Source organism: Haloarcula sp. H-GB5 (assembly GCF_054850705.1).
Genome location: NZ_JBTWBG010000001.1, coordinates 526,645 through 551,766, shown reverse-complemented (window position 1 = coordinate 551,766; position 25,122 = coordinate 526,645). Strand labels below are relative to the sequence as shown.

22 protein-coding genes are annotated in these 25,122 nt (G+C 62.4%); 8 read left to right on the top strand and 14 right to left on the bottom strand.

Annotation, left to right across the window (positions count from 1 at the left end; genetic code table 11):
* Positions 1 to 40: 40 nt before the first annotated feature.
* The 4 genes from ACYJ11_RS02935 to ACYJ11_RS02920 all read right to left on the bottom strand — a co-directional run bounded on the left by ACYJ11_RS02935 (position 41) and on the right by ACYJ11_RS02920 (position 6,055).
* Complete coding sequence (locus tag ACYJ11_RS02935) at positions 41 to 1,630, bottom strand: oleate hydratase (RefSeq protein WP_461646657.1); 1,590 nt, start codon at positions 1,628 to 1,630, stop codon at positions 41 to 43.
* Between the two features lie 119 nt (positions 1,631 to 1,749).
* The gene (locus ACYJ11_RS02930; protein WP_461646656.1) at positions 1,750 to 2,394 is read right to left on the bottom strand and encodes a helix-turn-helix domain-containing protein; all 645 of its coding nucleotides are present in this window, start codon (positions 2,392 to 2,394) and stop codon (positions 1,750 to 1,752) included.
* Positions 2,395 to 2,596: 202 nt separating this feature from the next.
* Positions 2,597 to 5,029, bottom strand: coding sequence for a methyl-accepting chemotaxis protein (locus ACYJ11_RS02925; protein ID WP_461646655.1), 2,433 nt, complete (start codon positions 5,027 to 5,029; stop codon positions 2,597 to 2,599).
* A 6-nt stretch (positions 5,030 to 5,035) separates the two neighbouring features.
* On the bottom strand, positions 5,036 to 6,055 hold the full coding sequence (locus ACYJ11_RS02920; RefSeq protein WP_461646654.1) for a glycine betaine ABC transporter substrate-binding protein: 1,020 nt from the start codon (positions 6,053 to 6,055) through the stop codon (positions 5,036 to 5,038).
* 408 nt (positions 6,056 to 6,463) lie between these two features.
* Here ACYJ11_RS02920 and ACYJ11_RS02915 point away from each other — a divergent pair, with 408 nt between their 5' ends.
* From ACYJ11_RS02915 to ACYJ11_RS02905, 3 genes are all read left to right on the top strand, one after another.
* A complete protein-coding gene (locus ACYJ11_RS02915; protein ID WP_461646653.1) occupies positions 6,464 to 7,120 on the top strand; it encodes a thioredoxin domain-containing protein in 657 nt (218 codons plus the stop codon).
* Positions 7,117 to 7,716: a hypothetical protein gene (locus ACYJ11_RS02910; protein ID WP_461646652.1), complete on the top strand. Its 600-nt coding sequence runs from the start codon at positions 7,117 to 7,119 to the stop codon at positions 7,714 to 7,716. Before ACYJ11_RS02915 ends, ACYJ11_RS02910 begins: the two co-directional genes overlap by 4 nt.
* Before the next feature lie 105 nt (positions 7,717 to 7,821).
* Positions 7,822 to 8,361 carry a hypothetical protein gene (locus tag ACYJ11_RS02905; protein WP_461646651.1) on the top strand — a complete coding sequence of 180 codons (540 nt, stop codon included), beginning with the start codon at positions 7,822 to 7,824 and terminating at the stop codon, positions 8,359 to 8,361.
* Positions 8,362 to 8,408: 47 nt separating this feature from the next.
* Here ACYJ11_RS02905 and ACYJ11_RS02900 read toward each other — a convergent pair whose 3' ends face one another.
* The 3 genes from ACYJ11_RS02900 to ACYJ11_RS02890 all read right to left on the bottom strand — a co-directional run bounded on the left by ACYJ11_RS02900 (position 8,409) and on the right by ACYJ11_RS02890 (position 11,953).
* On the bottom strand, positions 8,409 to 10,049 hold the full coding sequence (locus ACYJ11_RS02900) for a methyl-accepting chemotaxis protein (protein ID WP_461646650.1): 1,641 nt from the start codon (positions 10,047 to 10,049) through the stop codon (positions 8,409 to 8,411).
* Between the two features lie 125 nt (positions 10,050 to 10,174).
* Positions 10,175 to 11,362, bottom strand: coding sequence for a redox-regulated ATPase YchF (locus ACYJ11_RS02895; protein ID WP_461646649.1), 1,188 nt, complete (start codon positions 11,360 to 11,362; stop codon positions 10,175 to 10,177).
* A gap of 93 nt (positions 11,363 to 11,455) precedes the next feature.
* On the bottom strand, positions 11,456 to 11,953 hold the full coding sequence (locus ACYJ11_RS02890; protein ID WP_188974589.1) for a GNAT family N-acetyltransferase: 498 nt from the start codon (positions 11,951 to 11,953) through the stop codon (positions 11,456 to 11,458).
* A gap of 128 nt (positions 11,954 to 12,081) precedes the next feature.
* Here ACYJ11_RS02890 and trpC point away from each other — a divergent pair, with 128 nt between their 5' ends.
* The 4 genes from trpC to ACYJ11_RS02870 are packed head-to-tail and all read left to right on the top strand — an operon-like array spanning position 12,082 to position 15,816.
* Positions 12,082 to 12,897, top strand: coding sequence for an indole-3-glycerol phosphate synthase (trpC, locus tag ACYJ11_RS02885; protein ID WP_461646648.1), 816 nt, complete (start codon positions 12,082 to 12,084; stop codon positions 12,895 to 12,897).
* The gene (gene trpB, locus ACYJ11_RS02880) at positions 12,894 to 14,156 is read left to right on the top strand and encodes a tryptophan synthase subunit beta (protein ID WP_461646647.1); all 1,263 of its coding nucleotides are present in this window, start codon (positions 12,894 to 12,896) and stop codon (positions 14,154 to 14,156) included. The genes trpC and trpB overlap by 4 nt, the downstream gene beginning before the upstream one ends.
* Positions 14,156 to 14,986: a tryptophan synthase subunit alpha gene (gene trpA / locus ACYJ11_RS02875; RefSeq protein WP_188974583.1), complete on the top strand. Its 831-nt coding sequence runs from the start codon at positions 14,156 to 14,158 to the stop codon at positions 14,984 to 14,986. Before trpB ends, trpA begins: the two co-directional genes overlap by 1 nt.
* 26 nt (positions 14,987 to 15,012) lie before the next feature.
* Positions 15,013 to 15,816: a 2-amino-3,7-dideoxy-D-threo-hept-6-ulosonate synthase gene (locus tag ACYJ11_RS02870; RefSeq protein WP_421642144.1), complete on the top strand. Its 804-nt coding sequence runs from the start codon at positions 15,013 to 15,015 to the stop codon at positions 15,814 to 15,816.
* Here ACYJ11_RS02870 and ACYJ11_RS02865 read toward each other — a convergent pair.
* A complete protein-coding gene (locus ACYJ11_RS02865) occupies positions 15,813 to 17,063 on the bottom strand; it encodes a P-loop NTPase (protein ID WP_461646646.1) in 1,251 nt (416 codons plus the stop codon). The genes ACYJ11_RS02870 and ACYJ11_RS02865 overlap by 4 nt on opposite strands.
* 241 nt (positions 17,064 to 17,304) lie before the next feature.
* Between ACYJ11_RS02865 and ACYJ11_RS02860 the strand changes: the two genes are divergently transcribed.
* Positions 17,305 to 18,471 (top strand): 3-dehydroquinate synthase II, encoded by a 1,167-nt coding sequence (locus tag ACYJ11_RS02860; RefSeq protein ID WP_170097186.1) that lies wholly within the window; start codon positions 17,305 to 17,307, stop codon positions 18,469 to 18,471.
* A 34-nt stretch (positions 18,472 to 18,505) separates the two neighbouring features.
* Here the strand turns inward: ACYJ11_RS02860 and ACYJ11_RS02855 are convergent, their stop codons facing one another.
* From ACYJ11_RS02855 to ACYJ11_RS02830, 6 genes are all read right to left on the bottom strand, one after another.
* Positions 18,506 to 18,922 (bottom strand): DUF6677 family protein, encoded by a 417-nt coding sequence (locus tag ACYJ11_RS02855; RefSeq protein ID WP_005537745.1) that lies wholly within the window; start codon positions 18,920 to 18,922, stop codon positions 18,506 to 18,508.
* A gap of 84 nt (positions 18,923 to 19,006) precedes the next feature.
* Positions 19,007 to 19,696, bottom strand: a complete 690-nt coding sequence (locus ACYJ11_RS02850) for a type I 3-dehydroquinate dehydratase (RefSeq protein WP_461646645.1) — start codon at positions 19,694 to 19,696, stop codon at positions 19,007 to 19,009.
* 36 nt (positions 19,697 to 19,732) lie between these two features.
* The gene (locus tag ACYJ11_RS02845; RefSeq protein ID WP_461646644.1) at positions 19,733 to 20,761 is read right to left on the bottom strand and encodes a DNA-methyltransferase; all 1,029 of its coding nucleotides are present in this window, start codon (positions 20,759 to 20,761) and stop codon (positions 19,733 to 19,735) included.
* A 121-nt stretch (positions 20,762 to 20,882) separates the two neighbouring features.
* Positions 20,883 to 21,848 (bottom strand): transcription initiation factor IIB, encoded by a 966-nt coding sequence (locus tag ACYJ11_RS02840; protein ID WP_170097190.1) that lies wholly within the window; start codon positions 21,846 to 21,848, stop codon positions 20,883 to 20,885.
* Between the two features lie 257 nt (positions 21,849 to 22,105).
* Positions 22,106 to 23,026, bottom strand: coding sequence for a DUF726 domain-containing protein (locus tag ACYJ11_RS02835; RefSeq protein ID WP_461646643.1), 921 nt, complete (start codon positions 23,024 to 23,026; stop codon positions 22,106 to 22,108).
* Positions 23,027 to 23,240: 214 nt separating this feature from the next.
* On the bottom strand, positions 23,241 to 25,058 hold the full coding sequence (locus ACYJ11_RS02830) for a flippase-like domain-containing protein (protein ID WP_461646642.1): 1,818 nt from the start codon (positions 25,056 to 25,058) through the stop codon (positions 23,241 to 23,243).
* Between the last annotated feature and the right edge of the window lie 64 nt (positions 25,059 to 25,122).

Here is a 25,122-nt window from a genome sequence, read left to right as displayed (position 1 = left end):
TAAAACACTGGAATGTCCTCGCCTGTACCGCCCTTGCTTCTCAGCGGTACGCGGCGCGAACAGTGTCCGCGATGACACCGGGCTCTCGGTAGTGTTTGCTCACCGGGGGCACCTCCTGATCGAGGTCGAGCATCTCGTAGACGGCGGTCATCGCCGACCGGACGGAGTACTCGACGGTGAACACGACGTCCCGTGGCTGTTCGGCGTACTGTCCGAGGAACGCCAGATTGTGCGACCCGTCCGGAACGACGTCGGGCCGGTCACCAGGCTCCCGGGGCTGGAAGTGCGCCGTGATGAACGGCATCATCACCGGGATGCAGGTCACGTCGTCGAGTATCTCCGGGAGCCGTTCCTCGCACTGCAGGTGGTAACACAGCTCCTGCAGGATCTCGCGGCCGGTACACTCGGACATCGGTTTCTCCACGTAGTTCCCTTCCCGATCCGGGAACAGCGCGTAGCCCCAGAATACCTTCACGTCATCCGGCTGGTTCGCGAAGTGGGGCTGGTCGGCGACGACCGTCGACAACAGCCAGTTCGACCCGAGGTAAGTGACGAGCCCGTTGCCCGGTTCCTCGTTAGTGAAATCGACGATGTGGTCGAACAGCTCGGTGTTGTGCAGGGTAACGGTGAACGACTCCCATTTCGTCTCCGTGACGTTGTCCGCGAACACCGACGGATTACCGAACTGTGGGTTGTCCTCGGCGATGGACTTCCACAGCTCCCACGACGCGCCAGTTTCGTTCAGTTCGGGGGCCTCGTCCATCCCGCCGATAGACGAGCCGTCGGTCATCGACCCGTTCGTCACGAACACGAGGTCGGACGGCTCGACGGGAACCGTCTCCGTTCCGCTGTCGGTCTCACAGTAGAGCTGCTCGACGGTGCGCCCCGTCCGCGACGGGACGATGTCCATATCCGTCACCTCGTGGCCGTACTCGAAGGAGACGCCCCTGTCTTCGAGCCAGCGCCGGAGCGGGAGGATCATCGAGTCGTACTGGTTGTACTTCGTCCGGTCGATACCCTCCATGGTGTGCAGGCGCGGGAACTCTTGGAGGAAGCGGTACATGTACCGTCGGACCTCGGCGACGCTGTGCCACGGCTGGAACGCGAAGATGGTCGCCCAGACGTACCAGAAGTTCGTCTCTAGGAACGACTCATCGAACCACTCTTCGATGCGCGTGTCACCGAGTCGCGGTTCGGGCGTGAGGAGCAACCGAACGATCGACTGCCGGTGCTGGCGCGTCAGTCCGTACTCACCCGCGTCGATCCGTTCGCCCTCGCGCATCAGCCGTGTTTTCGCGTACGAGGGGTGCGCTTCGTTGAACTCGTCCATCACGTCTTTGACCGAGCGCGAGTCGTCTTCGAGCGACGGAATCGTTTCGAAGAGGTCCCACGTACATTCGTACGCCGGGTAGTTGAACATCCGACCGCCCCGGATCAGGTACGCCTCGTCCGGGTCGCCGGCACCGTCCATCGCGCCACCGACGACGTCCAGCTTTTCGTAGACATGGATGTTTTCGCCGGGCATGTTGCCGTCCCGGACGAGGAACGCCGCGCCAGCGAGGGAGGCAATACCGCCCCCGACGAAGTGTGCTTCGCGGTCAGTGACGTGTGGGTGCTGTTGAATCGTCATTTTGGATCACCGTCATGTAGTGCTACGCAAGTCCCAGCCCTAACCGTTGCCAACATATGTACAGCAATTTATAAGAGAGGTCATTTCGCCGAAATAGCCGCGCTCCGACTAGCCGGCTGTCACTGTTCGGAGCTGGCAATCGTATGGTCGATCAACTGGTCCGTGCCACGACGGAGGCGCTCCGAAATCGCGGACGTGGTCGTACCGAGTTCCGCTGAAAGTTCCGTCAGGTCTGCCCCACGAGGGACGGCGAAATATCCCAGTCGATGGGCTGCCAGCAGCGCCTCTCGCTGCGGAGCGGTGAGCCCGTAGTTGTCGCCGCCGTGCTCCGTCTCGCAGAGCCGATGCGGACGGAACGCGACACTGCTTGACTGACAGGCGTCCCGGAACGCTTCGAGATCTGCTCGGTCGGCGAACTGCGTGCTCACCTTCCACCCGTGCTCGGTCACGAGCGCACCCATCGGATACGTCTGCCGGTCGACGAGTTGGGTGTACATTTCGACGTAATCCGTATCGAGGACGACCCGATACCGTGACTCGATGATATCCGAGTCCATGGCGACGAACTCCACGACTGATTCGTCGCCGAGCAACGCCGATTCGAGCGCGTCCGGTTCGACGCCCGTTGCGGAGAACACGAGTGCCGGCTCGTCGGTCGTGCCGGAGACGACATTGTCGACGATCAGTCGGGTGTTCAGTTCGGCAGCGACTGCACACAGCGGCATATCTGCGGACTGCAATTCGAATTCACAGATGACGCTCATGTGTGTTGCTCAGCCGAACAAAATAAAGGCATACTGGTGATTCTCACGCGCCGAAACCGACCGGCGAGGTCGGGTCAGCGTTGCGGCCGACATATGTAGCAAAGCGCACCCGCGTCACGACCAACACACGTAGCGAACCGGTACAGGAAGCCGTGTGTACGGGACGGTTTCGAGCGTCAGCCGGGGGCTGCTCCGTTGTCGATCAGCGGTCTCGGGATCGCTGGCTCTCGTCGACAGCGACGTCAAACTCGGACAGTAGCGTCTTGAGCTGTTCGGCCTGTCCGCTCAGCGACTTGATGCTGTCGTTAATCTCCGACATCGAGGCCGCTTGCTCCTCTGCGGCGGCGGACACGCTCTGTACCTCATCAGCAGTGGATTCACTGAGGTCAGCGACCTCCTCGGTCATCGACACCGCTTCTTCAGTGCTGGCGGCCTGGTCATCGGTGGTGTCGCTGATCCCCTGAACGCCGGCGTCCGTCTTGTCGGCGTATTCCGATACTTCTGTGAATGCCGCCATGACTTCTTCGACCGCATCGATGCCTTCTGCCATCGATTCCTCAGCCACTCTGGCTTCGTCGACGGTTGTCTCCGTCTGTGACTGTACGTCCGTAATGAGTTGCTCGATCTCGGTCGCGGATGCCTGCGTTTCCCCGGCGAGTTCCTTGACCTCGTCGGCCACGACGGCAAACCCTTCGCCGTCTTTGTCGGCACGGGCAGCTTCGATGTTCGCGTTCAGCGCGAGCATATTCGTTTGCTCGGCGATATCAGCGATCAGCTCAACGATGGTGCTGATCTCCGCCATTTGCTCGTCTAACTGTTCAACGTTCTCGACAGTCGTGTCGATTGCCTCCTGTACCCTGCGCGAACTTTCGAGCGCGTCTCTGGCCGTGTCCTCGCCTTCTCGGGCGACGTCAGCGGTCTGATTCGAGTGGTCTGCAACCGAGTCAGCGGACGCAGCCACCTCTTCAATGGCTGCCGAAAGGTCAGTCATCTCTCCTGAGACTGTGTCCAGCATATCGCGTTGCTCGTCGGCGGCAGCCGCGATCTCCTGAACCGATTCGCTGACCTCGCCGCTCGCACGCTCGGCGTCAGCCGCCCCGACTTCAGCTTCCTCGCTCGCGGCTGTGACGGTATCCGCGAACTCCTGAATGTCGACGATAGTGCGTTCCCACTGTGCGAGCATATCGTTGAACGACGAGGCGATAGCCGCCATCGCCTCGTTGTCAGTCTCGCTTTCGGGCAGACGACGGGTCAGGTCACCGTCTGCGCACGCTTCCATCACGTCGCTGTATATTTCTGCTTGCTGTTCGAGTTCCGCTGCAAGCGCTTCAGCTTCCTCCTTTGCCTGCTCAGCGCGCGCACGCTCTTCCTCCGCTTCCTGCTGAGCGTCTGTTGCTTGCTCACGGGCAGCTTCGGTTTCGTCGATTTTCGAGACGAGTGCATCGCGCATACTCCCGATAGACGTGAACAGTTGACCGATCTCATCTCGGCGGGAGCTCGAAACGTCGACATTGTACTCGCCCTCCTCGATGGCGGTCGCGGCCGCGGAGAGCTGTTGTACGGATGTCGCCGTGTTCCGTCCAATCGTTCCACCGATGACGACCACACCACCGAGTGCGATCAGAATGAACGCCAGAATATCAGTTCGGATCTGCTCGCTCAGTGCGAACGCGTTCGCTGCAGGTGTGTGCTTGATGACGACCCAGTTTGTTCCGGGGATGGTCGCGTACGCGGCGACGTAATCGGTGTCAAGCACTGCTTCCTTTGCTGGCGTATTGGTGAAAGTACCCTGTTCAGTAGCTGTACTGATCTCGGGGATATCAGCCTGTGACTGATTTGGGATGTACGGCTGTCCGACAGCATCGGTACCGGCGTCGGAGAACAACACCTCAGTCGAACTTGAGGTCGGACGGACAACCTGCGTGAACGTCCCGTCGATACCAGTGCTGAACTGCTTGCTCAGGTCGCTGGCGTCGTACTCGACCACGAGTACGTGGGTGAAATCGGCGGCAACACTCATCGAACTGACCACTCGCTTGCCGTTCGCGTTCGTGTACGGGTTGGATGAAACCACTGTGTCGCGGCCGATGGACCGAGTCCGGTCGACCCACGGATGTGCGTCCGATGTGACGCGCGTTCCGCGGAGCGTTTCGTCAGTACTCGCCACAATCCTTGCCTCCCCCGCTGTGCCGACGGTGGGGTCTGCAAGGTGGACGGCAACGACGCGGTCGGCCTGTAGCTCGTCTCCGGCCAGTCTTTCCATGTAGGCCTGCTGGTCCTCGCGCGTCGTGTTGAAACCGAGCAACGGATTGTTTGAGGCGACGAGCACCGGCCGCTCGTTCCGCTCAACCCACTCGTTCAGCAGGCCGGACTCGGCGTTGACCTCCTGCTCAAGCTGTTGTGCTGTGTCGTCTTCGAGTGTGGCAGTTGCGTTCCCCTGCACCCAGAATCCGCCGGCCGCAATGAGTACCACAATTACGAGCAACGCAACAGCGAACTTGACGATGTACGACTGAAGTGGCAGTAGCGCAACGGCTTTCGCTCGCTCCAGCCCTGTCGTGTTCGAGGCCGCTGACTCTGTCGCGTCTGCTGATTCGTCGTCACCGTCGCCTGAATGTGTTGTAGGTTCGTCCATACTGATTCAGATGAAGCCGTTGGCCTTGAGGTGCTCAACAACCGCCTGCTGGCTGCCGACCTCGGTTGCGTGACTGTTCAGCTCTTGCATCGTTTTCGCGTCAGGAATGGCGTCCGGCATCTTGTTCAGTGCCGACACCACGGCGTCCGTTGCGACGTCCTCGTGAACGACGCCGACCGGGTGGAAAAACGGCCAGAAATTCCGGTCGTCATCGAGGTACACGATATCTTCAACGGTTGTGAGCCACGCGCTGGTGCTGTACCCGAAGCTGAGATCAGCGTAGCCTTCGTCGACGGCCGTGCCAGCCGCCTGCGCCGACGCTGCCTCGATGAACTCCTGTTCTGCCTCCCAGCGCTCCACGTGCTCGCTCTCAAATCCGTAGTACTCGAGCAAGGCATCGAAACCGTCGCTACGATCCCTGAATCCGTCGCCAAACGCCGGTCGGATATCGTAGTTTCCGTCGTTGACGTAGCCGGCGAGATCACTGATTGTCTCGATACTGGTCCCTTCGATAGCGTCCTCGCGGATGAACACGGCCCACGTGTTCTGCCAGTCTGCGCGGTCAAGGATCCGAATCGGATGTTCTGATTCCATCTCGGATTTTAACGCGGTGTACTGCTCGTCTGGCGTCTCGAAGGTCGCTTCGTCGTGCTGGGGCGGGTGCGCAGCCCACAGCGACCCCATGTAATCGTAGTATGCGTGGATGTCCCCGGCCTGATAGGCCTCGGCGTGTGCAGCATTCCCGCCGAAGCCGGTTTCATCTACGAGACTCACACCCGTGTTGTTGGCGAGCAATTCGTAGGCGAGGTATCCGAGATTCAATTGCTCTGTGTAGCCTTTCGAACTGACAACGACTGACTGGGAGCTGTTGGTTGACCCGGCCGCTCCGTTCCCACCGTCGGCTGTACTTGATTCAGCGTCTCCACCACTCGAACAGCCACCCAGTGTGGCCGCTCCGCCCGCCGCGAGCATTCCAAGCACCCGCCGCCGGCTTCCAGTCCACGGCTGCTGTCTTTCATCTTCCATTGCTCAATCTGTAGCTAATGACCGGGAAAAAGCCGTTGCCGAGAGTATCAGCAGTGATACTAGAACAATAAAACTGTGTATAATTTAGCTTCTAATCGTGGTAAATACTCATAGAGAGCATTTCTACAGGAGGGGGGGTCACAGTGACTTTCGTTCTAGATACGTCCCATGTCGGTGGCAACTGAGCTCTAGAGATACCTGCAGAGAACCGTCCTCAATCACAGCTAGGGAGTGGCAAAGAGCCTCGGCACTCATAGGGCTCGTCATCAGCAGGGAGTCACCCCGGTTCGGCCCAGTGAGTCGTCGTCATCGGCCGCCAGATGGTACCGCCGCCGGCGACAAGACGGTTACTCATCGGGGCCACACAGTAGAACAAACGCTAAACCAACGCGGGCCAACCAGTCGTACATGAACAGACGACGCTTTCTCACGCTTTCCGGGGTGGGTGTCGTCGGCGCAGTCGCAGGCTGCAGTAGCGAGGCGGACAGCGCCGAATCCGTTGACAGCCACCCGGCGGCCGCCGATCTCGACGCCCAGCCCCGCCGCGGCGAGCTGGGTGGCCACGTCATCCTGGCGTTCGAAGACCCCTCCTGTCCCACGTGTCGCCGCTTCCACGAGAACACGCTCCCGGACATACGGGAGAACATCGTGGACACGGGCAAAGGCGCGTATGTCGTCCGGACGTACCCGGTCATCTACCCCTGGGGTGAGCCGGCGACACAGGCGCTGGAGTCGACGTTCGCCCGTGACAGCGAGGCGTACTGGTCGCTGTTCGATCACTACTTCGCCGAGCAGTCGTCGTTCGACCCGGACAACGTTCTGGACCGGACGGCGACGTTTCTCACCGAGGAGACCGAGGTAGACGGCGAGGCGGTCGCGCGCGACGCCCGAAACAGGGTACACGACGACGCTGTCCAGGCCGACATCCAGGCGGCCGAGGACGCCGGATTGGGTGAGACGACGCCGATCATTCTGCTGTTCGAGGACGGTGAGTTCGTGACGAAAGTCAACGGGAGCGTCAGTTACGACCTCATCGCGGAGGCACTGGGAGAGCGCGACGAATGAGCATCACGCGCGGGCTCCGACTGCCGACGACGCGCGGCGACTGGCGACTCATGGGTCGGACGGTCAGGCTCGTGCTCACACTTCCGGTCTATGCGGCGGTCGCGGTGATCGCTGCCGCCGTCTCGCTGACGCTGTTCGTCGTCTCGCTGAACGTCCCGCTGGTGCTTGACCTCGTGGTCGGTGGGTCGCTCCCGCTTGCCAGCCGACTGCGCGTGCTCGCCGAACTGTACCCGTTCATCGGCACGTCGTTCAACCCTGCACAGGGAATCCTGCTGGTCGTCGTCGCCGTCCTCACCGGCGTCGACATCGGTCTGGTGACGTACCACTTCCGCGAACACGGTCTCGACCTCCAGCAGGGCGGTGCAGGCGTTGCGGGCGTCGTTCTCGGAACGCTCGGCGCGGGCTGTGCGGCCTGTGGGTCGGCGGTGCTGCTGGGGCTGCTGTCGCTGCTCGGCGTCTCGACCTCGCTGTTGTTTCTACCGCTTGACGGGCTGGAATTCGCGTTGCTTGCGCTCGTGGTGTTGACCCTCTCCATTTACTGGCTCGCCGAGGGGATGCGTGGCGGTGAGATCAATGGGTGTCCGGTCGACTTCTGACTGTGTCGGTGGCGGGTCTTCGTTTCGCCACGGTCACGGAGTCCCCAGCCGTTCCAGCGGGAGAAAACGTATAGTGTCGTCGGCCGAACACTACTGCCGAGAAGTATGCCCGAGACGGAGACCCAGGTGACGGCCTCGATGGAGTCCCCCACCGAGTACGAGCACCTCCACCGGAAGCGGAAAGAAACGGCCGGCACGGTCGAACTGGCCGAGGTCGTCGACGTGTGGGTCGGCGAGAGCGAACTCGTCTGTCGGTTTCAGTTCGACTGGGCGACCGAGACGATACAGCGACGCTACGACCTTGACAGCGACCGCGACATCGCCAAGGTCGAGCGGCTCTGTGAAGCGACCGGCCTGCAGTTCGAGCAGGCCAGTCATCTCGAGGGGTCGCTAATCGAACTCGAATACACCGGCTCCCAGTGGCTTCCGCGGCCGGAGGCCGCCTACACCGACGGCGAGGGGTCGGCCGCCGAGACGTTCCGTGCGGAGTGGCGGTTGCTGGTCGATGAACTGGCGCAGTCGCCCGCGTTCGTCCGGCGGGGCATCGAACGCGTCCGGGGGCTGTCGACGACGCAACTGATCATCGGCGTCATCCTCGTCAAGAAAGTCGCCATCATTGCCCTGCTGGCTCACCTCTTGCTGTAACCGTACGCCTCCCGGCCGACAGTGTGTAAATCAGTACCTGACTCGTTTCAGTCGCTCATCGCGGACTCGGTGCCAGCCGGCGCATCCACACCGTCGGTCCCGGTGGTATCGAACTGTGAGAGTTCGTCGTTGAGCGTCTCGGCGACGTCAGCGAACCGCTCCACCGAGTCGACCATCCCGGCAACGGTCTGGCCCTGCTGGTCCACCGTCGTTGCCATCTCACGGGCGTCGGTTGCGGTCTCCCCGGCGATATCGTTGATGTCGTCGATTATCCGCACGACTTCCTGTGCGCTGGTCGCCTGCTGGTCGGTCGCCCGGTCGATCTCCTGAATGCCGCCGTTAACATCGACAGTGGCGTCGACCACGTCTTCGAGCGTCGTAATCGTCTCGGAGATAGTGCTGCTTCCGCGGTCGACAGCGTCTTCCATCGTCTCCATGGCGTCGACGGACGTTCCGACCTGCGACCGCAGCGATCCGATGAGGTCCTCCACGTCGCCGGTGGCGGCCTGTGTCTCGGTCGCGAGCTGTTTGATTTCGTCCGCGACGACGGCAAAGCCCGAGCCTGCCTGGCCGGCACGGGCGGCTTCGATGGAGGCGTTCAGCGCGAGCATATTCGTCTCCTCGGCGATACCGTCGATGACTTCGACGATCTCGGCCATGTCTTCGGCGATATCGTCGAGTTGCTTGACCTCGCTCGCGGTGCTCGTCGAGTAGTGTCGGATCTCGTCGACGGCGCTCTGGGCCTCCGACGAAGACCGCTGAGCGTCTCGGCCGAGGTCCGCGGCAGTGTTGCTCTGGTCAGCGATTTCAGCGACGGAGGACGCCATCTCCTCGACAGTCGCCGAGAGGTCACTGAGTTCACTCGCCGCATCGTCTAGCTGCTGGCGCTGGGTTTCTGCCCCGTCGGCGATGTCAGATGCGGTGTCGGCCACGGACTGTGTCTCGTCACGGACCTGCTGGCCGTCGGTCAATACGGTTTCACTCCCAGTGGCGATACGTGTCGAGGTCGACTGGCCGCTGCCGATGGCAGTCTCCAAGGCAGCCAGCGTCTCGTTAATCGCCGTCCCGACGGCCGCCATGGCGTCACTGATGCTGTCAGTATCGACGCGGGCAGTCAGATCGCCGGCGGCTGCGTCGTCGAGTGCTGTTCGGTACTGTGTCGCTTTCAGTTCGAGGTGACTGCTCAGCGCCTCCATCTCGCTGCGCTCAGACTCCGCGGTTTCACGGGCCTCCTCGGCTGCTTCGCGCGCTTCCTCGGCGCGTTCTTGGGCTTCGTTTGCCTCCTGGATGCTCTGGCCGAGCGAGGTCGCGGCCCGTTCGAGTTTCGTGTACGCGTCTCCGACCTCGTCGATCCGGTCGACGCCGAAGTCGATGTCGTACTGGCCGTTGTCGACTGCCGTCGCCTTTCGGTTGATCTCGATTATCGCGCGGTACATCTCACAGTAGCCCAGAAAACCGGTCACGGCGACGACAAACCCGATGAATATCGCGGCGGCTGTCACGGAGGAAAACAGCACGACAGCCAGCGCCGGTGCGCCCACAATCGACATCGCTGCCAGCAGAAAGACACGGGCGCTGAACGTCCGGCGGAGCGGCGTCGGCAGGTACGGTTCGATCGTCATCGGCACAGTGCCGACCGCAAGCATAAGTCGGCCAAGCGGGCCCGTCGAATCATCCGTCGTCGTCATTGAAATCGCCTCGGCGCTGCTGTCAAATAGACAACGGAACGGGGTCGTACGAGGTGCATGTGAAAAATTCACACCGGCGTTTAAAAAATCGCACCCCCAGAGTATCAGCGGTGAATCTTACAGTATCAGTTCGTTGTCGTAATTTCGACGACGTCGCGGTGATCGAGTTCAGTGTCAGCGCCGATCTGTCGCTCGGTGCGCACGTCGTGGGCATGGAGGAATCCCTCGCCGATATCGGTGTGCAGGAAGTACGCGAAGTCCTCGGCGGTCGACCCGTCGGGGAGGACGAAACAGTCCTGCAGGAAGGTCCCGTCCTCCTGTGGCTTGCGAGCGCCGGGGAACACCGCGATAGCCCCCAGTTCCTCGAACAGTGCGGTTTCGAGGGCCTGCTGGACGCCCGTGCCGCCGAACTCGGTGACGAACTCCCGGATCTGTTCGAGGCCTGCGGCCTTCTCTTCGGGCAGGTCAGCCGTCACGGTGAAGTCCTCGTCGCCCGGTCGGTAGTCAAGCACGCCCTGCTCGTTGCCGTTTTTCAGCGCCTTCTCAGCATGGGCCGAGACGGGCACGAACGTGAGGTGTTCGTACTCCGGGTCCTCGGTGACGGTCTCCCAGTTTTCTTGGGCTTCCGGGGTGTCCATCTTGTTCGCCGCGATGAGCATCGGCTTGGTCCGGATGCGGATTTCCCGAGCGAGTGCCTCTCTGTCCTCGTCGTCCCAGGCGTCGGGGTCGAGTTCCAGATCCAGCGCGAGCACGACCTGTTTGATCTCGTCGGCGTTGATCTTGAACGCCGACATCTGCTCGGCAAGGTCGTCTTCGATGGCCTTGTCCTCGCCGTGGTAGCCCGAGCGGTAGCGTTCGATGCCCTTCTCAAGGATGTCGAGATACCACATGTCCAGTTCGTCTTCGAGGAAGTCGATGTCCTCTCGCGGGTCGTGGTCCTCGGTGGGTTCCCCTTCAAGGTCTGTTTCGCCGGTGAAATCCACAACGTGGACGAGCACGTCGGCCTCGTTGAGGTCCGTAAGGAACTGGTTCCCCAGCCCTTTCCCCTCGTGTGCGCCGGGGACGAGGCCGGCAACGTCGACGAGTTTCGTTGGGACGAACCGGACGCCCTCTGTACAGTAGCCGTGGTTGGGCGTGCAGGTGTGGTCGAATTCCGGGGCCGCACAGTCGACGCGGACGTACGCTTCGCCCATCGAGGGATCGATTGTGGTGAACGGGTACGCGCCCTCCGGCACATCGTTCATCGTCGCCGCATTGAAAAACGTAGACTTGCCGACAGAGGGCTTGCCGACGAGTCCGATCTTGTAGCTCATTGCACCGACGAAGCGGTTTCAGCGGCTTAAACGCTGTTACACGAGCTACGAGAGCGTGTGAGTCACACACGCGGTGTAACTCCCGGATGGCGTTTACAGTCGTCGCTCGTAGACGTTCACCGGATGTTGCTGTCCATCGACCTCGGTCGTCCGCTCGCCGACCTTCTCGAAGTGGGAGCGGTAGAACGCGTTGCCGACCTCGTTCTCGGCCAGCACCTCGTCGCGGATCTTCCGCACCGAAAGTTCGTGCAGGTGCTGTTCGCCCCGATGGAGCAGCTCCGTCCCGATCCCTTCGCCCCAGTAGTCTGGATGGACGTACAGGTCGAGGTCGCCGAAGCCTGTCGCGTCCGTCATCCCACAGCTCATGTACGCTACTACGTCATCGTCGGCTGTAGAGACGAACAGACCGACTTCTTCGAGTTCGATCATCTGCTCCAACAGCGGCGGCGCATACCCCTCGTTGAGGAGACTGTTCACCGTCTCTTTCCCGAGGACATTGTCGTATACCGCGTGCCACGCGGCTCTGGCGACCCGGCGGATATCCGCGATATCCATCGATTCGGCCGGTCGGATGGCTGTCTGGAACGACATGTGTGAGCAGTTAACGCGGAAGAGTATAGAAGTGTGCCATGGTTGACAGCCTGCTGGTTCGCTTGTATTCTGCTCCCCGAGAGAATAGGACAACTCTTATGTACACTTCTGTACGTTAGTGTTCAGTAATGGACGACAGTGAGGAGATAGCACCAGCGGTTCAATCGATTCTCGACGCGGCGCGGGAGCGCGGTGGCAGCGGAGACCGGGTATCGGTGACGCCCCGCTCGCTGCCCGATGCCTTCGACGCGGCGGTGGTCGACGGGCGGACGCCGGTCATCGCCGAAATCAAGCCGACGAGTCCGACCGCGGACGGCGAGCGGACCGACGACCCGGTCGACCTCGCACGACAGATGGTCAAGGGCGGCGCGGCGGCGCTCTCGGTGTTGACGGAGCCGGACCACTTCGGCGGGTCGGCGGCGACGCTCGAAGCTGTGCGGGACGCTGTCGACGTGCCCGTCCTGCGGAAGGACTTCATCCTTCACGAGGCACAGCTGGATGTGGTCGAAGCGGACGTGATACTGCTCATCGTCCGCTTTCTTGAAGCGGACGGGACCGATGACCTCGCAGATCTCCTCACGGCCGCGCGCGAGCGTGGCTTCCAGGTCCTCGTCGAGACTCACACCGCGGCAGAGGTCGAGAAAGCGCTCGACGCCGGCGCGGACATCATCGGCGTCAACAACCGCGACCTCGGCGAGCTGGCGGTCGACCTCGGAACGTTCGAAGCCGTCGCGCCAGACGTTCCAGAGGGCGTCACACTCATTGCTGAAAGTGGCATACAGACAGCGGACGACGTCAGGCGGATGCGCGACGCCGGTGCGGACGCCCTGTTGATCGGTTCGGCGATCATGGACCACGACGCGGCGACGGACGTGGAAGCGAACACGCGGCGATTGACACGCGCGGACACTGATGCGGTTGAGACGACAACTACAGACACATGAGCACTGACGACGCATACGATCCCAAGTTCGGCGAGTACGGTGGACAGTACGTGCCCGAGGCATTGATGCCAGCTATCGAGGAGCTGACCGACGCCTACCAGCGGTACGTGCTCGAAAACGAGGACGGCTTCATGGACGAGTTCCGGGAACGGCTGGCCGACTTCGGTGGCCGACCGACGCCGCTGCAATACGCTGACCAGCTTTCGGCCCGGTACGACACGGACGTCTACCTCAAGCGCGAGGACCTGCTTCACGGCGGCGCACACAAGCTCAACAACGCGCTCGGGCAGGTCTTGCTAGCGAAGTACATGGGCAAGGAGCGGATTATCGCCGAGACCGGCGCGGGCCAGCACGGCACGGCGACGGCGATGGCGGCAGCTCACTTAGACATGCCCTGTGAGATCTACATGGGCGAGACCGACATCGCGCGACAGCGCCCCAACGTCTTCCGGATGAAAATAAACGGCTCGGAGGTCGTCCCCGTGACCGTTGGCCGGGGCACGCTCAAGGAAGCGATCTCTGAGACGATGCGCGAGTGGGCGACTACCGTCGAGAACACTCACTACGTCATCGGAAGCATCGTCGGTCCGCACCCGTTCCCGAAGATGGTGCGTGACTTTCAGGCAGTCATCTCCGAGGAGGCCCGCGAGCAGGCTATCGAGAAAATGGGCGGCCTGCCCGATTCCGTGATGGCCTGTGCTGGCGGCGGCTCGAACACGATGGGGACGTTCGCGCACTTCATCGAGGACACTGGCGTCGACCTCTACGCCGTCGAGGCCGGTGGCTCCTCGCTGCAGGTCGATGAGGAGGAAGGCGTGGCACCGAACTCCGCCACCCTTTCGACCGGCGACGAGGGTGTTCTTCACGGCGCGCGCACGAAGCTCCTGCAGGACTCCGACGGCCAGATCATGGAATCGCACTCCGTCTCGTCGGGGCTGGACTACGCCGGTGTCGGCCCGGAACTCGCCCACCTCGTCGACGAGGACCGGGTTACGCCGGTCAACGTCGACGACGACGCCGCGCTGGAGGCGTTCCACCGCCTCTCTCAAGACGAGGGTATCATTCCGGCTCTGGAGACGGCCCATGCCTTCGGCTATCTCGAAGAGCACCACGACGAAGTCGGTGACTCCGTTGTCATCAACGTCTCCGGCCGCGGCGACAAGGACCTCGAAATAGCCATCGAGGAGACCAGCAAGCGAGACCTCGATATCGCGCCCGATATGTCTATCTTTGAGCGGGTCGGCGGGGGTGGCCTCTGATGGGGCTCGAACGCGCTTTCGCTGACGAGCCTGCTTTCGTCCCGTACCTCGCGGCCGGCGATCCGAACTACGAGGCGTCACTAGAATACGTCGAGGCGCTGGCCCGGGGCGGCGCGGATGCCATCGAACTCGGCCTGCCCTTCTCCGAGCCGATTGCCGAAGGCAAGACCATCCAGAACGCCATCGTCCGCTCGCTGGAAGCCGGGATGACGCCCGATCGCTTCTTCGAGTTCGTCGAGGACCTCGACGTGGACGTGCCGCTGGTGTGTATGACCTACTACAATTTGATTTACCAGTACGGCGAGAGCGAGGGTCCGCGACCGTTCGTCGAGAAGGCCGCTGCGGTCGGCATTGAGGGTCTCGTCGTCCCGGACCTGCCCGGGGAGGAGGCCGGCCCGCTCCGGACGGCCTGTGACGAGTTCGGCCTCGATCTGGTGTTCATCGTCGCGCCGACGACGAAGGGCGACCGGCTCGAACGGATGCTCGAACAGGTGTCGGGCTACGTCTACGTCCAGGCGCGTCTGGGTGTCACCGGCGCACGAGAGGACGTGGACGACGCCACCGAGGAGTCGTTGGCCCGGCTCTCAGACTGGGACGTGCCAAAGGCCGTCGGGTTCGGTATCAAGACCGGTGACCACGCCGAACGCATCGTTTCTTCCGGCGCTGACGGTATCATCGTCGGCTCCGCACTGGTCGATATCGTTGCAGAGGGCCACGAGAACGGCGATTCGGCCGACACCGTGGCCGACCGGCTCGAAGCGAAGGCTCGCGAACTCAAAGAGGGCGCACTCCGGGGAGCGGCAGGACGACCGCAACCGGAACGCACATAATCGTACTTGCCACACTGTCTCATAACATGACTGCAGGAAAACGCGCACGACTCGAACGCATCGGGACAGACGACACATACGTCATCGTCCCGATGGACCACGGCATCACAATGGGGGCTGTAAAGGGCCTCAAAGACATCGAATCGACCATCGACGCGGTCACCAGCGGCGGCGCGGACGCCGTCCTCACCCAGCGAGGTATCGCCGGGCGCGTCCATCCGAACAAGAACGACGCGGGCTATATCACGCATCTCAATGGCTCTACTACTATCGGACCGGACGAGCAGGACAAGCGGACCACGGGGACGGTGGAAGACGCCATCCGCGCCGGAGCCGACGCCGTCTCGTTCCACATCAACGTCGGCAGTCAGTACGAACCCGAACAGATCGAAGAGCTCTCCGAACTGACGACTGAAGCCAGCCAGTACGGCCTGCCGGTGCTGGCGATGGCTTACGCCCGCGGCCCCGACATCGACGCCGAGAACGAGGACTACAACCAGTCCGTCGGCCACGCCGTCCGACTGGCCGAGGAACTGGGCGCGGATATCGTCAAGACCGGCTACACCGGCTCCGCCGAAACGTTCCAGCACGTCGTCGAGTCCACGTCGCTGCCGGTGGTCATCGCCGGCGGCTCGAAGGGGAGTGACGAGGACACCGTCAGGATGGTCCGCGGGACGATGGACGCCGGGGCCTCCGGCGTTTCGATGGGCCGCTCTATTTTCCAGCACGACGAACCGGAGAAGATTGCCCGTGCTGTCTCCGCCGTCGTCCACGACGATGCGACCACCGAGGAGGCGCTCCGCGAGGCGGGACTGGCCGTCGAGGCCTAAAAGCCAAACAGCGACCGCATTCTCTCGCCGAGACCGTTAGCTTCGTCTCCGTCGTTGGCATCCGCGTCGCTCTCGTGGGGAGCGTTCGACGGTGAGTCACTGGGTTCCTGTTCCGGTCCGTCAGCATCTCGTAGTGTACCGGCGTCTCGCTCTGCCTCGTCGGCATCTTGCTCCGGCCCGTCGACCAGTCCTGAGTCGCTTTCCACCAGATCAGTCCCGTCGATTATCGATGTGGCTTCGTCTTCGGCGTCCGCCTCCGAAGTGGCTGGCTTACCGAGATCGGTCGATTCGGCTACGTCCTCCGCTGGCGGCTCGCCCCCCCTGTCCTGCTTGGCTGGTGCTGGACCGGTCGGATCGCTGTTGTCCCTGATTGCGTCCGATGGGTGGACCGTCTTGCCGCCGTCCGTTGTCCCGGGGATGTGCCGCTGTGGTGGCTGTTCCGCTGGCCGGGTCGTCAGTTCTGGGTCGTCCGAGTCGGGTGGCTTCCCCGAACCGGCCGCATCTGCCGTGGTGTCAGTCGACGCCTTCTCAGTATCGACGAGCTGCTCCGAAATCCGCTCGTAGGCGATCGCGGCACCGCTGTTGGGCGCGTTCCGGACGACGGGCGTACCACTGTCCTGAGAGTGCGGGACGGCGTCGTCCTCCGGGACGTGGCCGAGCAGTTCGACGTCGAGGAACTCCGCGATTTCATCGGCACCCGGCGACGCTCCCGTCCCGGATTTCGTGAGGACGAGGCCCCGCACCGGCGCTCCGACCCGCTCTGCGAGTTCTTTGGTGTTCGAAACGTTCCGTATCGATGCCACGCGCGGCGTCGAAATGAGCAACACGTCGTCGGCGAGCTTGAGCGGCTGAATCGTCTCATCGCTCAGTCCCGCCGGGGTGTCCAACAGGACGATGTCGTGGTGCCACCGGAGGGTTTCGACGATGCCGGGCAGCCGGTCGAGATCGGTGTTCGCGTACCCTTCGAGCGTGGTCCCGCTCGGCACGATTGAGAGGTCAGCGTCAGTCTCATACATCGCCTCTGTGACTGCCGCCTCGCCGGCGAGTACGTCGTGAAACGTCGCGTCCTCGTCGGTGTCGATGTCGACATCGAGAAAGTCGACGAGGTTCGCCATCGCGAGGTCCATCTCCACGACGACGGTCGAGTATCCTGCCTTCGCCAGCAGTGTGCCGAGGTTGATGCTGGACGTCGTCTTTCCGATCCCCCCTTTCGCCCCGGCGATTGTGTAGACGTGGTTAGTAACCATCCGTAGCTGGACCGTATTGTGTGGATGCTTTATTAGTAAAGTTCACTGATAAGTCTACTGGCCAACATTTAATTGCGATAATTGGGAACAAATAAATAACAAATGTTGTATACTACAAATTATAATTTCAGGAAATACGGCTAATATCGTCTGATATGGGCATATGCTTTCCCCGTACGCCACTCGACAGGCCGACCCGGGTTCCGCCACGTTCAAGCCTCGCCGTTGCGGACGTGGGCGTATGACTCGAAGCGTTTGGCTCAAAGCCGACAGCGAGGTCGGCGACTGGGAGACACGGAAACGCCGGATAACCGCCGGTATCGAGGCCGGCGTCGACTGGGTACTGGTCGACGAGGAAGACGTCGACCGCGTCTCGGAACTCGGGCAAATAAACATCGCCGCGTTCACCAACGGCGATGTCCACGTGATGGAGGCCGAGGCGGAGGACTCAAAAGCTGATGCAACCATCGTCGGGAAAGACGGCGAGGGCGACGGGACGGTCGATCTCCCCTCCGACTTCTCCGGCTCCGCTGACCTCTCGACGCTCCGACAGAACGGGGCCGCCCCCGACGGCGGCTACGTGCGTATCTTCGACGAGGACTATGAGGCCTTCGCCGAGGCGGTCGCCGCCGAAGCCGACTTCACCATCGTCATCGGCGAGAACTGGCAGATCATTCCGCTCGAAAACCTCATTGCCCGCGTCGGCGAGGAGACGGACCTCATCGCTGGCGTCCGGACCGCCGAGGACGCCCGGACGGCCTACGAGACGCTGGAACTGGGGGCCGACGGCGTCCTGCTGGACACCGACGACGTCGACGAAATCCGCAAGACAGTGGAGGTCCGCGACGAGATGGGTCGGGAGTCGCTCGATCTAGAGTACGCCGAGGTCACCGCCATCGAGCAGACCGGCTCCGCCGACCGCGTCTGTATCGACACCGGCAGCCTGATGGAACACGATGAGGGGATGCTCGTCGGGTCGATGGCTCGCGGACTCTTTTTCGTCCACGCCGAGACGGCCGAGTCGCCGTACGTCGCCTCTCGGCCGTTCCGCGTCAATGCCGGCGCAGTCCACGCCTACGTCCGCACCCCCGACGGCGGGACGAAGTACCTCTCGGAACTCCAGTCCGGCGACGAGGTCCAGATAGTCGACGCGAACGGACGCACCCGCGAGGCCATCGTCGGCCGCGCGAAAATCGAGAAGCGCCCGATGTTCCGCGTGCAGGCGGAAACTACGGACGGCGACCGCATCGAAACGCTGCTCCAGAACGCTGAGACGATCAAGGTCCATACCCAGGACGGACGAACCGCTGTCACAGACCTCGAACCCGGCGACGAGATTCTTATTCACCACGAGGACACGGCGACGCACTTCGGCGAGCGGATCGAAGAGAGCATCATCGAAAAGTAAGCCGACTGCGTTCGAGGCTGACCGAACCTGCAGGTTACTGCTGGTCCGCCTCGACCGGTTCCAGTTGCGTCGTACACCAGTGACAGAAGTCGATGTCTTCGTCGAGTTCCTTGCCGCAGTTCGGACACGTCGTGCCGGCTTCGACTTCCTGGGCCTGATTCTCGTTGACCGCGACCCAGTAGGCGTCGACGACGTTGAGCGTCGTAATCACGACCGAACCGATCGTCACCTCGGTGGGTCTGGACTGATACGACGACGAGATAGCATCGAGGCTTAGCTGGGTAACAGGGTCGATAGCGCCAGTGGCGACGAACACCACCGACAGCATGAACAGTAACCCGAGCCACAGCAGTCCCCGCACCCACTTTCGGAGGTAGAAGTGTCCCAACCCAGGGAAGATGAACGCAAGCACCACGGCCAGCAACGGCCGCTTGCGTCCTTTGTCAGTCATACTCGGCGAATCTATCTCGCACACCCCTATATCTTCCGAAGGATCACTAGCCGGAGGAAAGCCCCGTAGCGGGCGGCTACACCCTCAGCCGTCGCTCTGTAGCTGTCCGACCAGGGTCCGGAGCGTCGCCAAGTCGTACTGGCCTGGAGCGGTCGCGTCAGCGGGGTCGACCGGTGCGTAGCCGATGCGGGAGCCGTACAGCGGGGCGACAGCTCTGGAGTGCCGACCGGCCGCACCCATACACATCGTGGCGACCTGTTCGCCGTCGGCAGTCAGTTCGCGGGTTGCCCCGAGCATCGCCAGTACGTCGTCCGGCGACTGGGCTGTGCTGGCCATCTTCCCCACGTCACCGTGCGAACAGGCTCGATCGAGCCGACTCACGATCGCGTCACGGTCGGGCGTCGACTCGAAGTTGTGCGTCGAGACGACGACGGACGCTCCGTGGTCACAGGCAACGTCGGCGACGCGGCCGGCGTCGTGGTCGCCGGCTCCCTCCAGCGCCGCGAGTTCGAGGTCGACAGCGGTCACGGCGTCGTGTTCGAGTGCGGTTTCGAGCGCGTTGAGGCGACCCGCGGTGTCGGCGGCTTCGCCGCCCTCCCACGTCGGCCGGTTGGTGACGAGTATCGGGAGGTCACCATCGTAGGCGTCCAGTTGTGCCAGCGGCTCGTCGGCGAAATCCATCCGTAGCTCCAACCCGTCGGCATCGGCCCGGGCGGCCGGTTCCACCCCGAGGTCGTCGGTGGCGGCGAGCAGGGTGAACGACTCGAAGTTCATAGGTCGGCTTCGACGGAGCCGCACAAAAAGCCGTGCTTACTCGACCGGCTCGTGGACGGACCGGAAGCCGTCGTCGGTCGCCGTAACGGTATCGACTGCGTAGAACTGAATCCGTTGTTCCTGTTTCGTGTTGACGGCGAAATCGTACTGCTCGGCCTCGTATCCCGGTTCTTTCCCGTCGGCGCGCCGCTGCTCTACCCACGAGCGGTGGTCGGCGAGGCGCTCCTCAGCGATGGTTCGAGAACGCTCCGGGGCGGTGGCAACCCGGTCTTCTAGAGCGGACAGCAGGTCCGGGTCGCGGTCCACTCCGACCGAGTTCCGGCCGGCGATCATCGCCGCCAGCGTCGTCGTCCCAGTGCCGAGAAACGGGTCGAGTACGGTGTCGCCGTACACCGAGAACATCGATATGAGCCGGTAGGGCACCGTCAGTGGAAAGGCACCCGAGCGGTCCCGAAGCCCGTCGTCGAGGTTCTGGGTCTCGCCGGGGAGTTCCCAGAGGTCGGAGAACCACTCGTTGCGCTCCTCCCAGAAATAGGCGCTCTCGTAGCGACGGTCCGCGCCCGGTTCGAGGCGGCGGCGCTCCCCGTTGCGGAACACGAGGATGTGTTCGTGTTCGAGCGTCGGGTAGGCGTTTGGCGGCACCATCCCAGATCCCATGAACTTCGCGCCGCTGTTGGTTGGCTTACGCCAGAGGATATCAGGCAGCGCGCGCAGTCCGTGATCGGTCAGCCGGTCGGTTATCTCCGCGTGGTTTGGATAGGAGCGAAACCCATCCTCCAGAGACCGCGTCGCATCCCCGACGTTGATACAGGCAATGCCACCGGGAACCAGCACGCGCTCTATCTCGGCCCACACTGCATCGAGTACCTCGTGCATCAGTGTGAACGCCCGGTCGCCGTCCCCGTCGTCCAGCGCCGCTCCGATGGCGGGGTCCAGTTCGGTGAAGATGTCGTCCCACATCTCGATCATCGGGTACGGGGGGGACGTGACTACCAGTTCGACGCTGTCGTCGGGACACTCAAGCGTACGGGCGTCACCGGTTCGAACCCGGTGTGTCGTCTCCATACCGGTCCCAGCGGATGAGACGACTCTAGTCTTGCGGTTATCGGTCGACGGAGTACACGCTCTGCGTGTGGCAACCGATGGCAAAAACAGCTCTCACAGCGATGCAACGCGAATACCGAGGTTACGCGACGGGCAGGTCCTGCTCGGCTTCCAGCAGTTCGTGGTAGCGGTTGCGGATGGTGACCTCGGAGATGTCGGCGACCTCGGAGACGGCGGCCTGCGTCGTCTTCTCGTTGGTCAGCAGGGCGGCGGCGTACACCGCGGCAGCGGCGAGACCGACCGGTGACTTGCCGGAGTGGACGCCCTGTTCCTTGGCGTTCTGGAGGAGCTGACGGGCGCGGTGCTCGGCCTCGTCGGACAGTTCCAGCGAGGAGGCAAAGCGCGGGACGTAGCTCTCGGGATCGGCTGGACGGACTTCGAGGCTGAGTTCCCGGACGACGTAGCGGTAAGTGCGGGCGATCTCGCTCTTTTCGACCCGGGAGACCTCCGTGATCTCGTCGAGCGAGCGCGGGACGCCGGCCTGTCGCGCGGCGGCGTAGACGGAGGCCGTCGAGACACCCTCGATGGAGCGGCCGGGCAGCAGGTCCTCGTCGAGTGCACGGCGGTAGATGACGCTGGCCGTCTCGCGGACGTTTTCCGGGAGTCCCAGCGCAGAGGCCATCCGGTCGATTTCGCCCAGCGCCTGCTTGAGGTTGCGCTCCTTGGAGTCCCGAGTTCTAAAGCGCTCGTTCCACTTGCGCAGGCGCTGCATCTTCTGGCGCTGTTTGCCCGACAGGGAGTTCCCGTAGGCGTCCTTGTCGCGCCAGTCGATGTTGGTCGAAAGGCCCTTGTCGTGCATCATGTTCGTCGTCGGCGCACCGACGCGGGACTTCTCGTCTTTCTCGCTGGAGTCGAACGCGCGCCACTCGGGCCCGCGGTCGATTTCGTCGGACTCGACGACCAGCCCACAGTCTTCACAGACCGTTTCGCCGTGTTCGTCGTCGATAACGAGCGAGCCACTGCACTCCGGGCACGCTGTGCTCTCCGATTCCGTCGACTCCGTCGTCTGTTCGTCACGCTGCTGTCGTGTCCGTGTGTGTTCACTCATTGGTTGCGAAGGCGGGTGCTCACCGGGTGGGAGACATCACAGAACCCGGAGGCAGTCGGTAACACTGTATTCGAACGAAAGTCATTAAAACATTCCGGTATTGTCATGGATACCACCGATACACGTCACGAAACCCACGTTTGTGCATTAGTCCCATGACCATTCATATAATAGCTGCCGGGTATTTTTGACTGATTTCCCACAACCCAGTTATAACCGTATACGATGGGTAGAGTCGCCCCCTTCGCCTTCACGTCCTACTGAAACGTCTCGACGACGTCGGGCATACACCCCTCATCGGGCTCGTAGTAGGAATTGTGATCGGCGACGGTTTCTGTGACATCATAATCGGTGTAGTTCTCTGGGGCGTCTCCGGGACTCTGCACACCCGTTTCACCGACCGCTTCCGCCCACTCGGCAGCACTGAATGCAGTCCCCAGCACCGCGTCGTCGTCCTTGTGGAAGTTGTCGAAGGACGTGGTGGCGTACTCGATAGATTCGCCGTATGTCTCGTCGACCTCAACGACGGATTCACCGATAGCGCCGCCCAGTAACGCCACCGACTTGACTGCATCCTCACGACCACGCTCGTGAAGCGACGCCACCGCTTCTACAGCCACCTTTGCGCCGAGCGAATGTCCGATTACCCGGACTGGAAGCCCACCGCTGTCGTTGTGGTCGACAACCCACTGTGCGAGTTTTGGACCGTTTTGTTTGGCGATGGCGACACCCTCGTACCAGCCGATGCCGTCGCCCTTGTCAGCATCCCAGGTAAATCCTACGTTGAACTGGTCGTATTCGTTCTCTTCAAGCCCGACCTGACAGGTGTAGGCGGCGTTTCTGGCATCCGTCTCCCCGAGACTCCAGCCGTGGACGAAGATGACGAGTTCCGTATCGTCGCTGGCTCGGCTAGAATCCCAGTCCCCGATTGTTTCGTACTCTGTCTCTGTATATTCAGACTTCAGTGTAGCGTCGTCAGTGAACTGATCACGCGTCGAAACGAGCGGGAATTCCGCTGGAGCCGTGTACTCTCCGTCATCACCACCGAATTTGCCGCCCCGTACAGAACCACTCGCACCGAGTGCCGCCACCGATGCCACAGCACCGGTTGAGGCCTTGAGGAAACTGCGTCGCGTTTGCCTGTCCGGTTCGCTCGATTGTATGATACGTTGAAACATAGCAGAACTGCGTAGATTTCCACATTATATAATATTAACTACTAGATTAAACATTGTTAGTAAGGTCGCCCTTATTTATAATATTCGTAAAGAAATACACCGCTCTGGTGGCTGGTAGCTGGAAGAGCAGTCTCAGTAGAGTGCTGTTGGACTGTCCTAGTATTGCCAGCGCAATCCCAGTCGTGACGGAGTGTGGGGGGCGTCAGAACTGCGATCAGTCGTTCGTTTCCGGTTCGATAGCGTCTGTGGACTGAGACTCTTCGACCGCCGTCGTCAGCGAGACGTTGAGCCAGGCCATCGATGCGACGCCGCCGATGATGGTGACGATGTTCTTGACTGCGTGGTCGACGATAGCGACGCCAATGGCCGCGGCGACGCCGACCGGCGTCAGCGACGCGACGATGACGGTGAACGCTCCCTCGTAGAGACCGACCCCCCCGGGTGTCAGCGGCAGGACCTTTGCGAGGTTCCCGACGCTGACCGCAAAGAAGCCAACAGCCACCAGCGACGGCGTCAGGCTGTAGCCGAAGGCCGCGAAGACGATCAGGGCCGTTATGACATCGAACGTCCAGATGAGGAGGCTTCCGATGCCGACACGGGTGAAGGCCGACCCGTCGGCGGCCACTGTCTGCACATCGCCGACGAACCCCTCGATGACGCCAGCGACGTGGTCGGCGTAGGAGTCGCTGCTCAGCCGGCCGATGACCGCTCGAACGAGGTTCCGGTCGCTCCGCGCACTGGCGACGATAGCCACCACCGCTCCGATAGCGGCGACGCCGACACCGCCGGCCACGGCCACAGCGGTCCGTCCGCTGCTGGCCGCGTCGCCGCCGACAGTGTCGCCCGTCAGCGCCGTCAACAACTGCTCGGCCGAGCCCGTTACAGCCAGCCCGATCATGACGACGCCGGCCAGTAGCGTGATCGTCAGCAGGTCGAACACCCGCTCGACAGCCAGCGATGCGAACCCGGATGGGTACGGAATCGAGCGGCGGGCCTTGATTACGTACGCCCGGACGGCGTCACCAGCCCGCGCCGGGAACACGAGGTTCCCGGTCTGGCTGATGAATATCGCCCCCGTTAGGAAGCCCCACCGCTCCCGATACCCCATCGAGACGAGGATATCCCGATACCGAATACCCCGGAGCGGCCACGAAACGGCGTAGACGACGGCACTCAGTGCGACGATTTCGGGGGCTGCGCCTGCCATCTCGGCGAGGACGCGGTCAGGGTCGAGATACTGTGTCATCAACAGGAGCGCAATGACGACGAGCATCGTGCCTGCGCCGAGCGACACCTCCCGCGTGATTCTGGGGCTAACCGACAGCTCCCAGAAGGTCCGGAGTATCTGGCTGCCCATCCCGAACACGTCCCGGACGATATCGACCTTCGAATCGCCCTTGGGTGTCCAGTCGACAGGGAATTCCTTCACCCGGTAGCCGTTGCGCTGAGCCTTGACGAGCAGTTCCGTGTCCCAGAACCAGTGCTCGTCCTGCACGCGGGGCAACAGCGTTTCCAGTGCCTGCCGGTCGAAGGCCTTGAACCCGCACTGGTGATCCTTGAGATCCGAACGGAGGACCGCCCGGACGAGCGTGTTGTAGCCGAAGCTCGGAATCCCACGCTTTGCGGGCCGGTCGGCTCGGTTTTCGGGCATCCATCGTGACCCCGTCGCCACGTCGTAGCCGTCGACACGCACGGCGTTGACGAGTTCTTCGAGATGCGACATATCCGTCGCGAGATCCGTATCGAAATACACCAGGGTCTCGCCGTCGGCCCGCTCGAAGGCGTACTCTAATGCGCCGCCGCGGCCGAGCCGGTCGTCGCTGTGGACGTGTCGGACCCGGCTGTCCTCGTTCGCGAGTCGCGTCGCGATTTCGGGTGTGCGGTCCGAGCAGCCGTCCTCTGCGACGATTACTTCATACGCGTCTTCGGGGAGAAACGAGGCGAGCGTCTCGAGCGTTGTCGACACTGTCTCCTCGATGGTGTCTGCTTCGTTGTAAGCGGGGAGAACGACACTCACCTCGACCGCAGTCATACGCTCTTGGTCATCCCCGGAGTGAAAAGTACTTTCCGTTCGTTAGGCTGAGGGGACCGGAGCC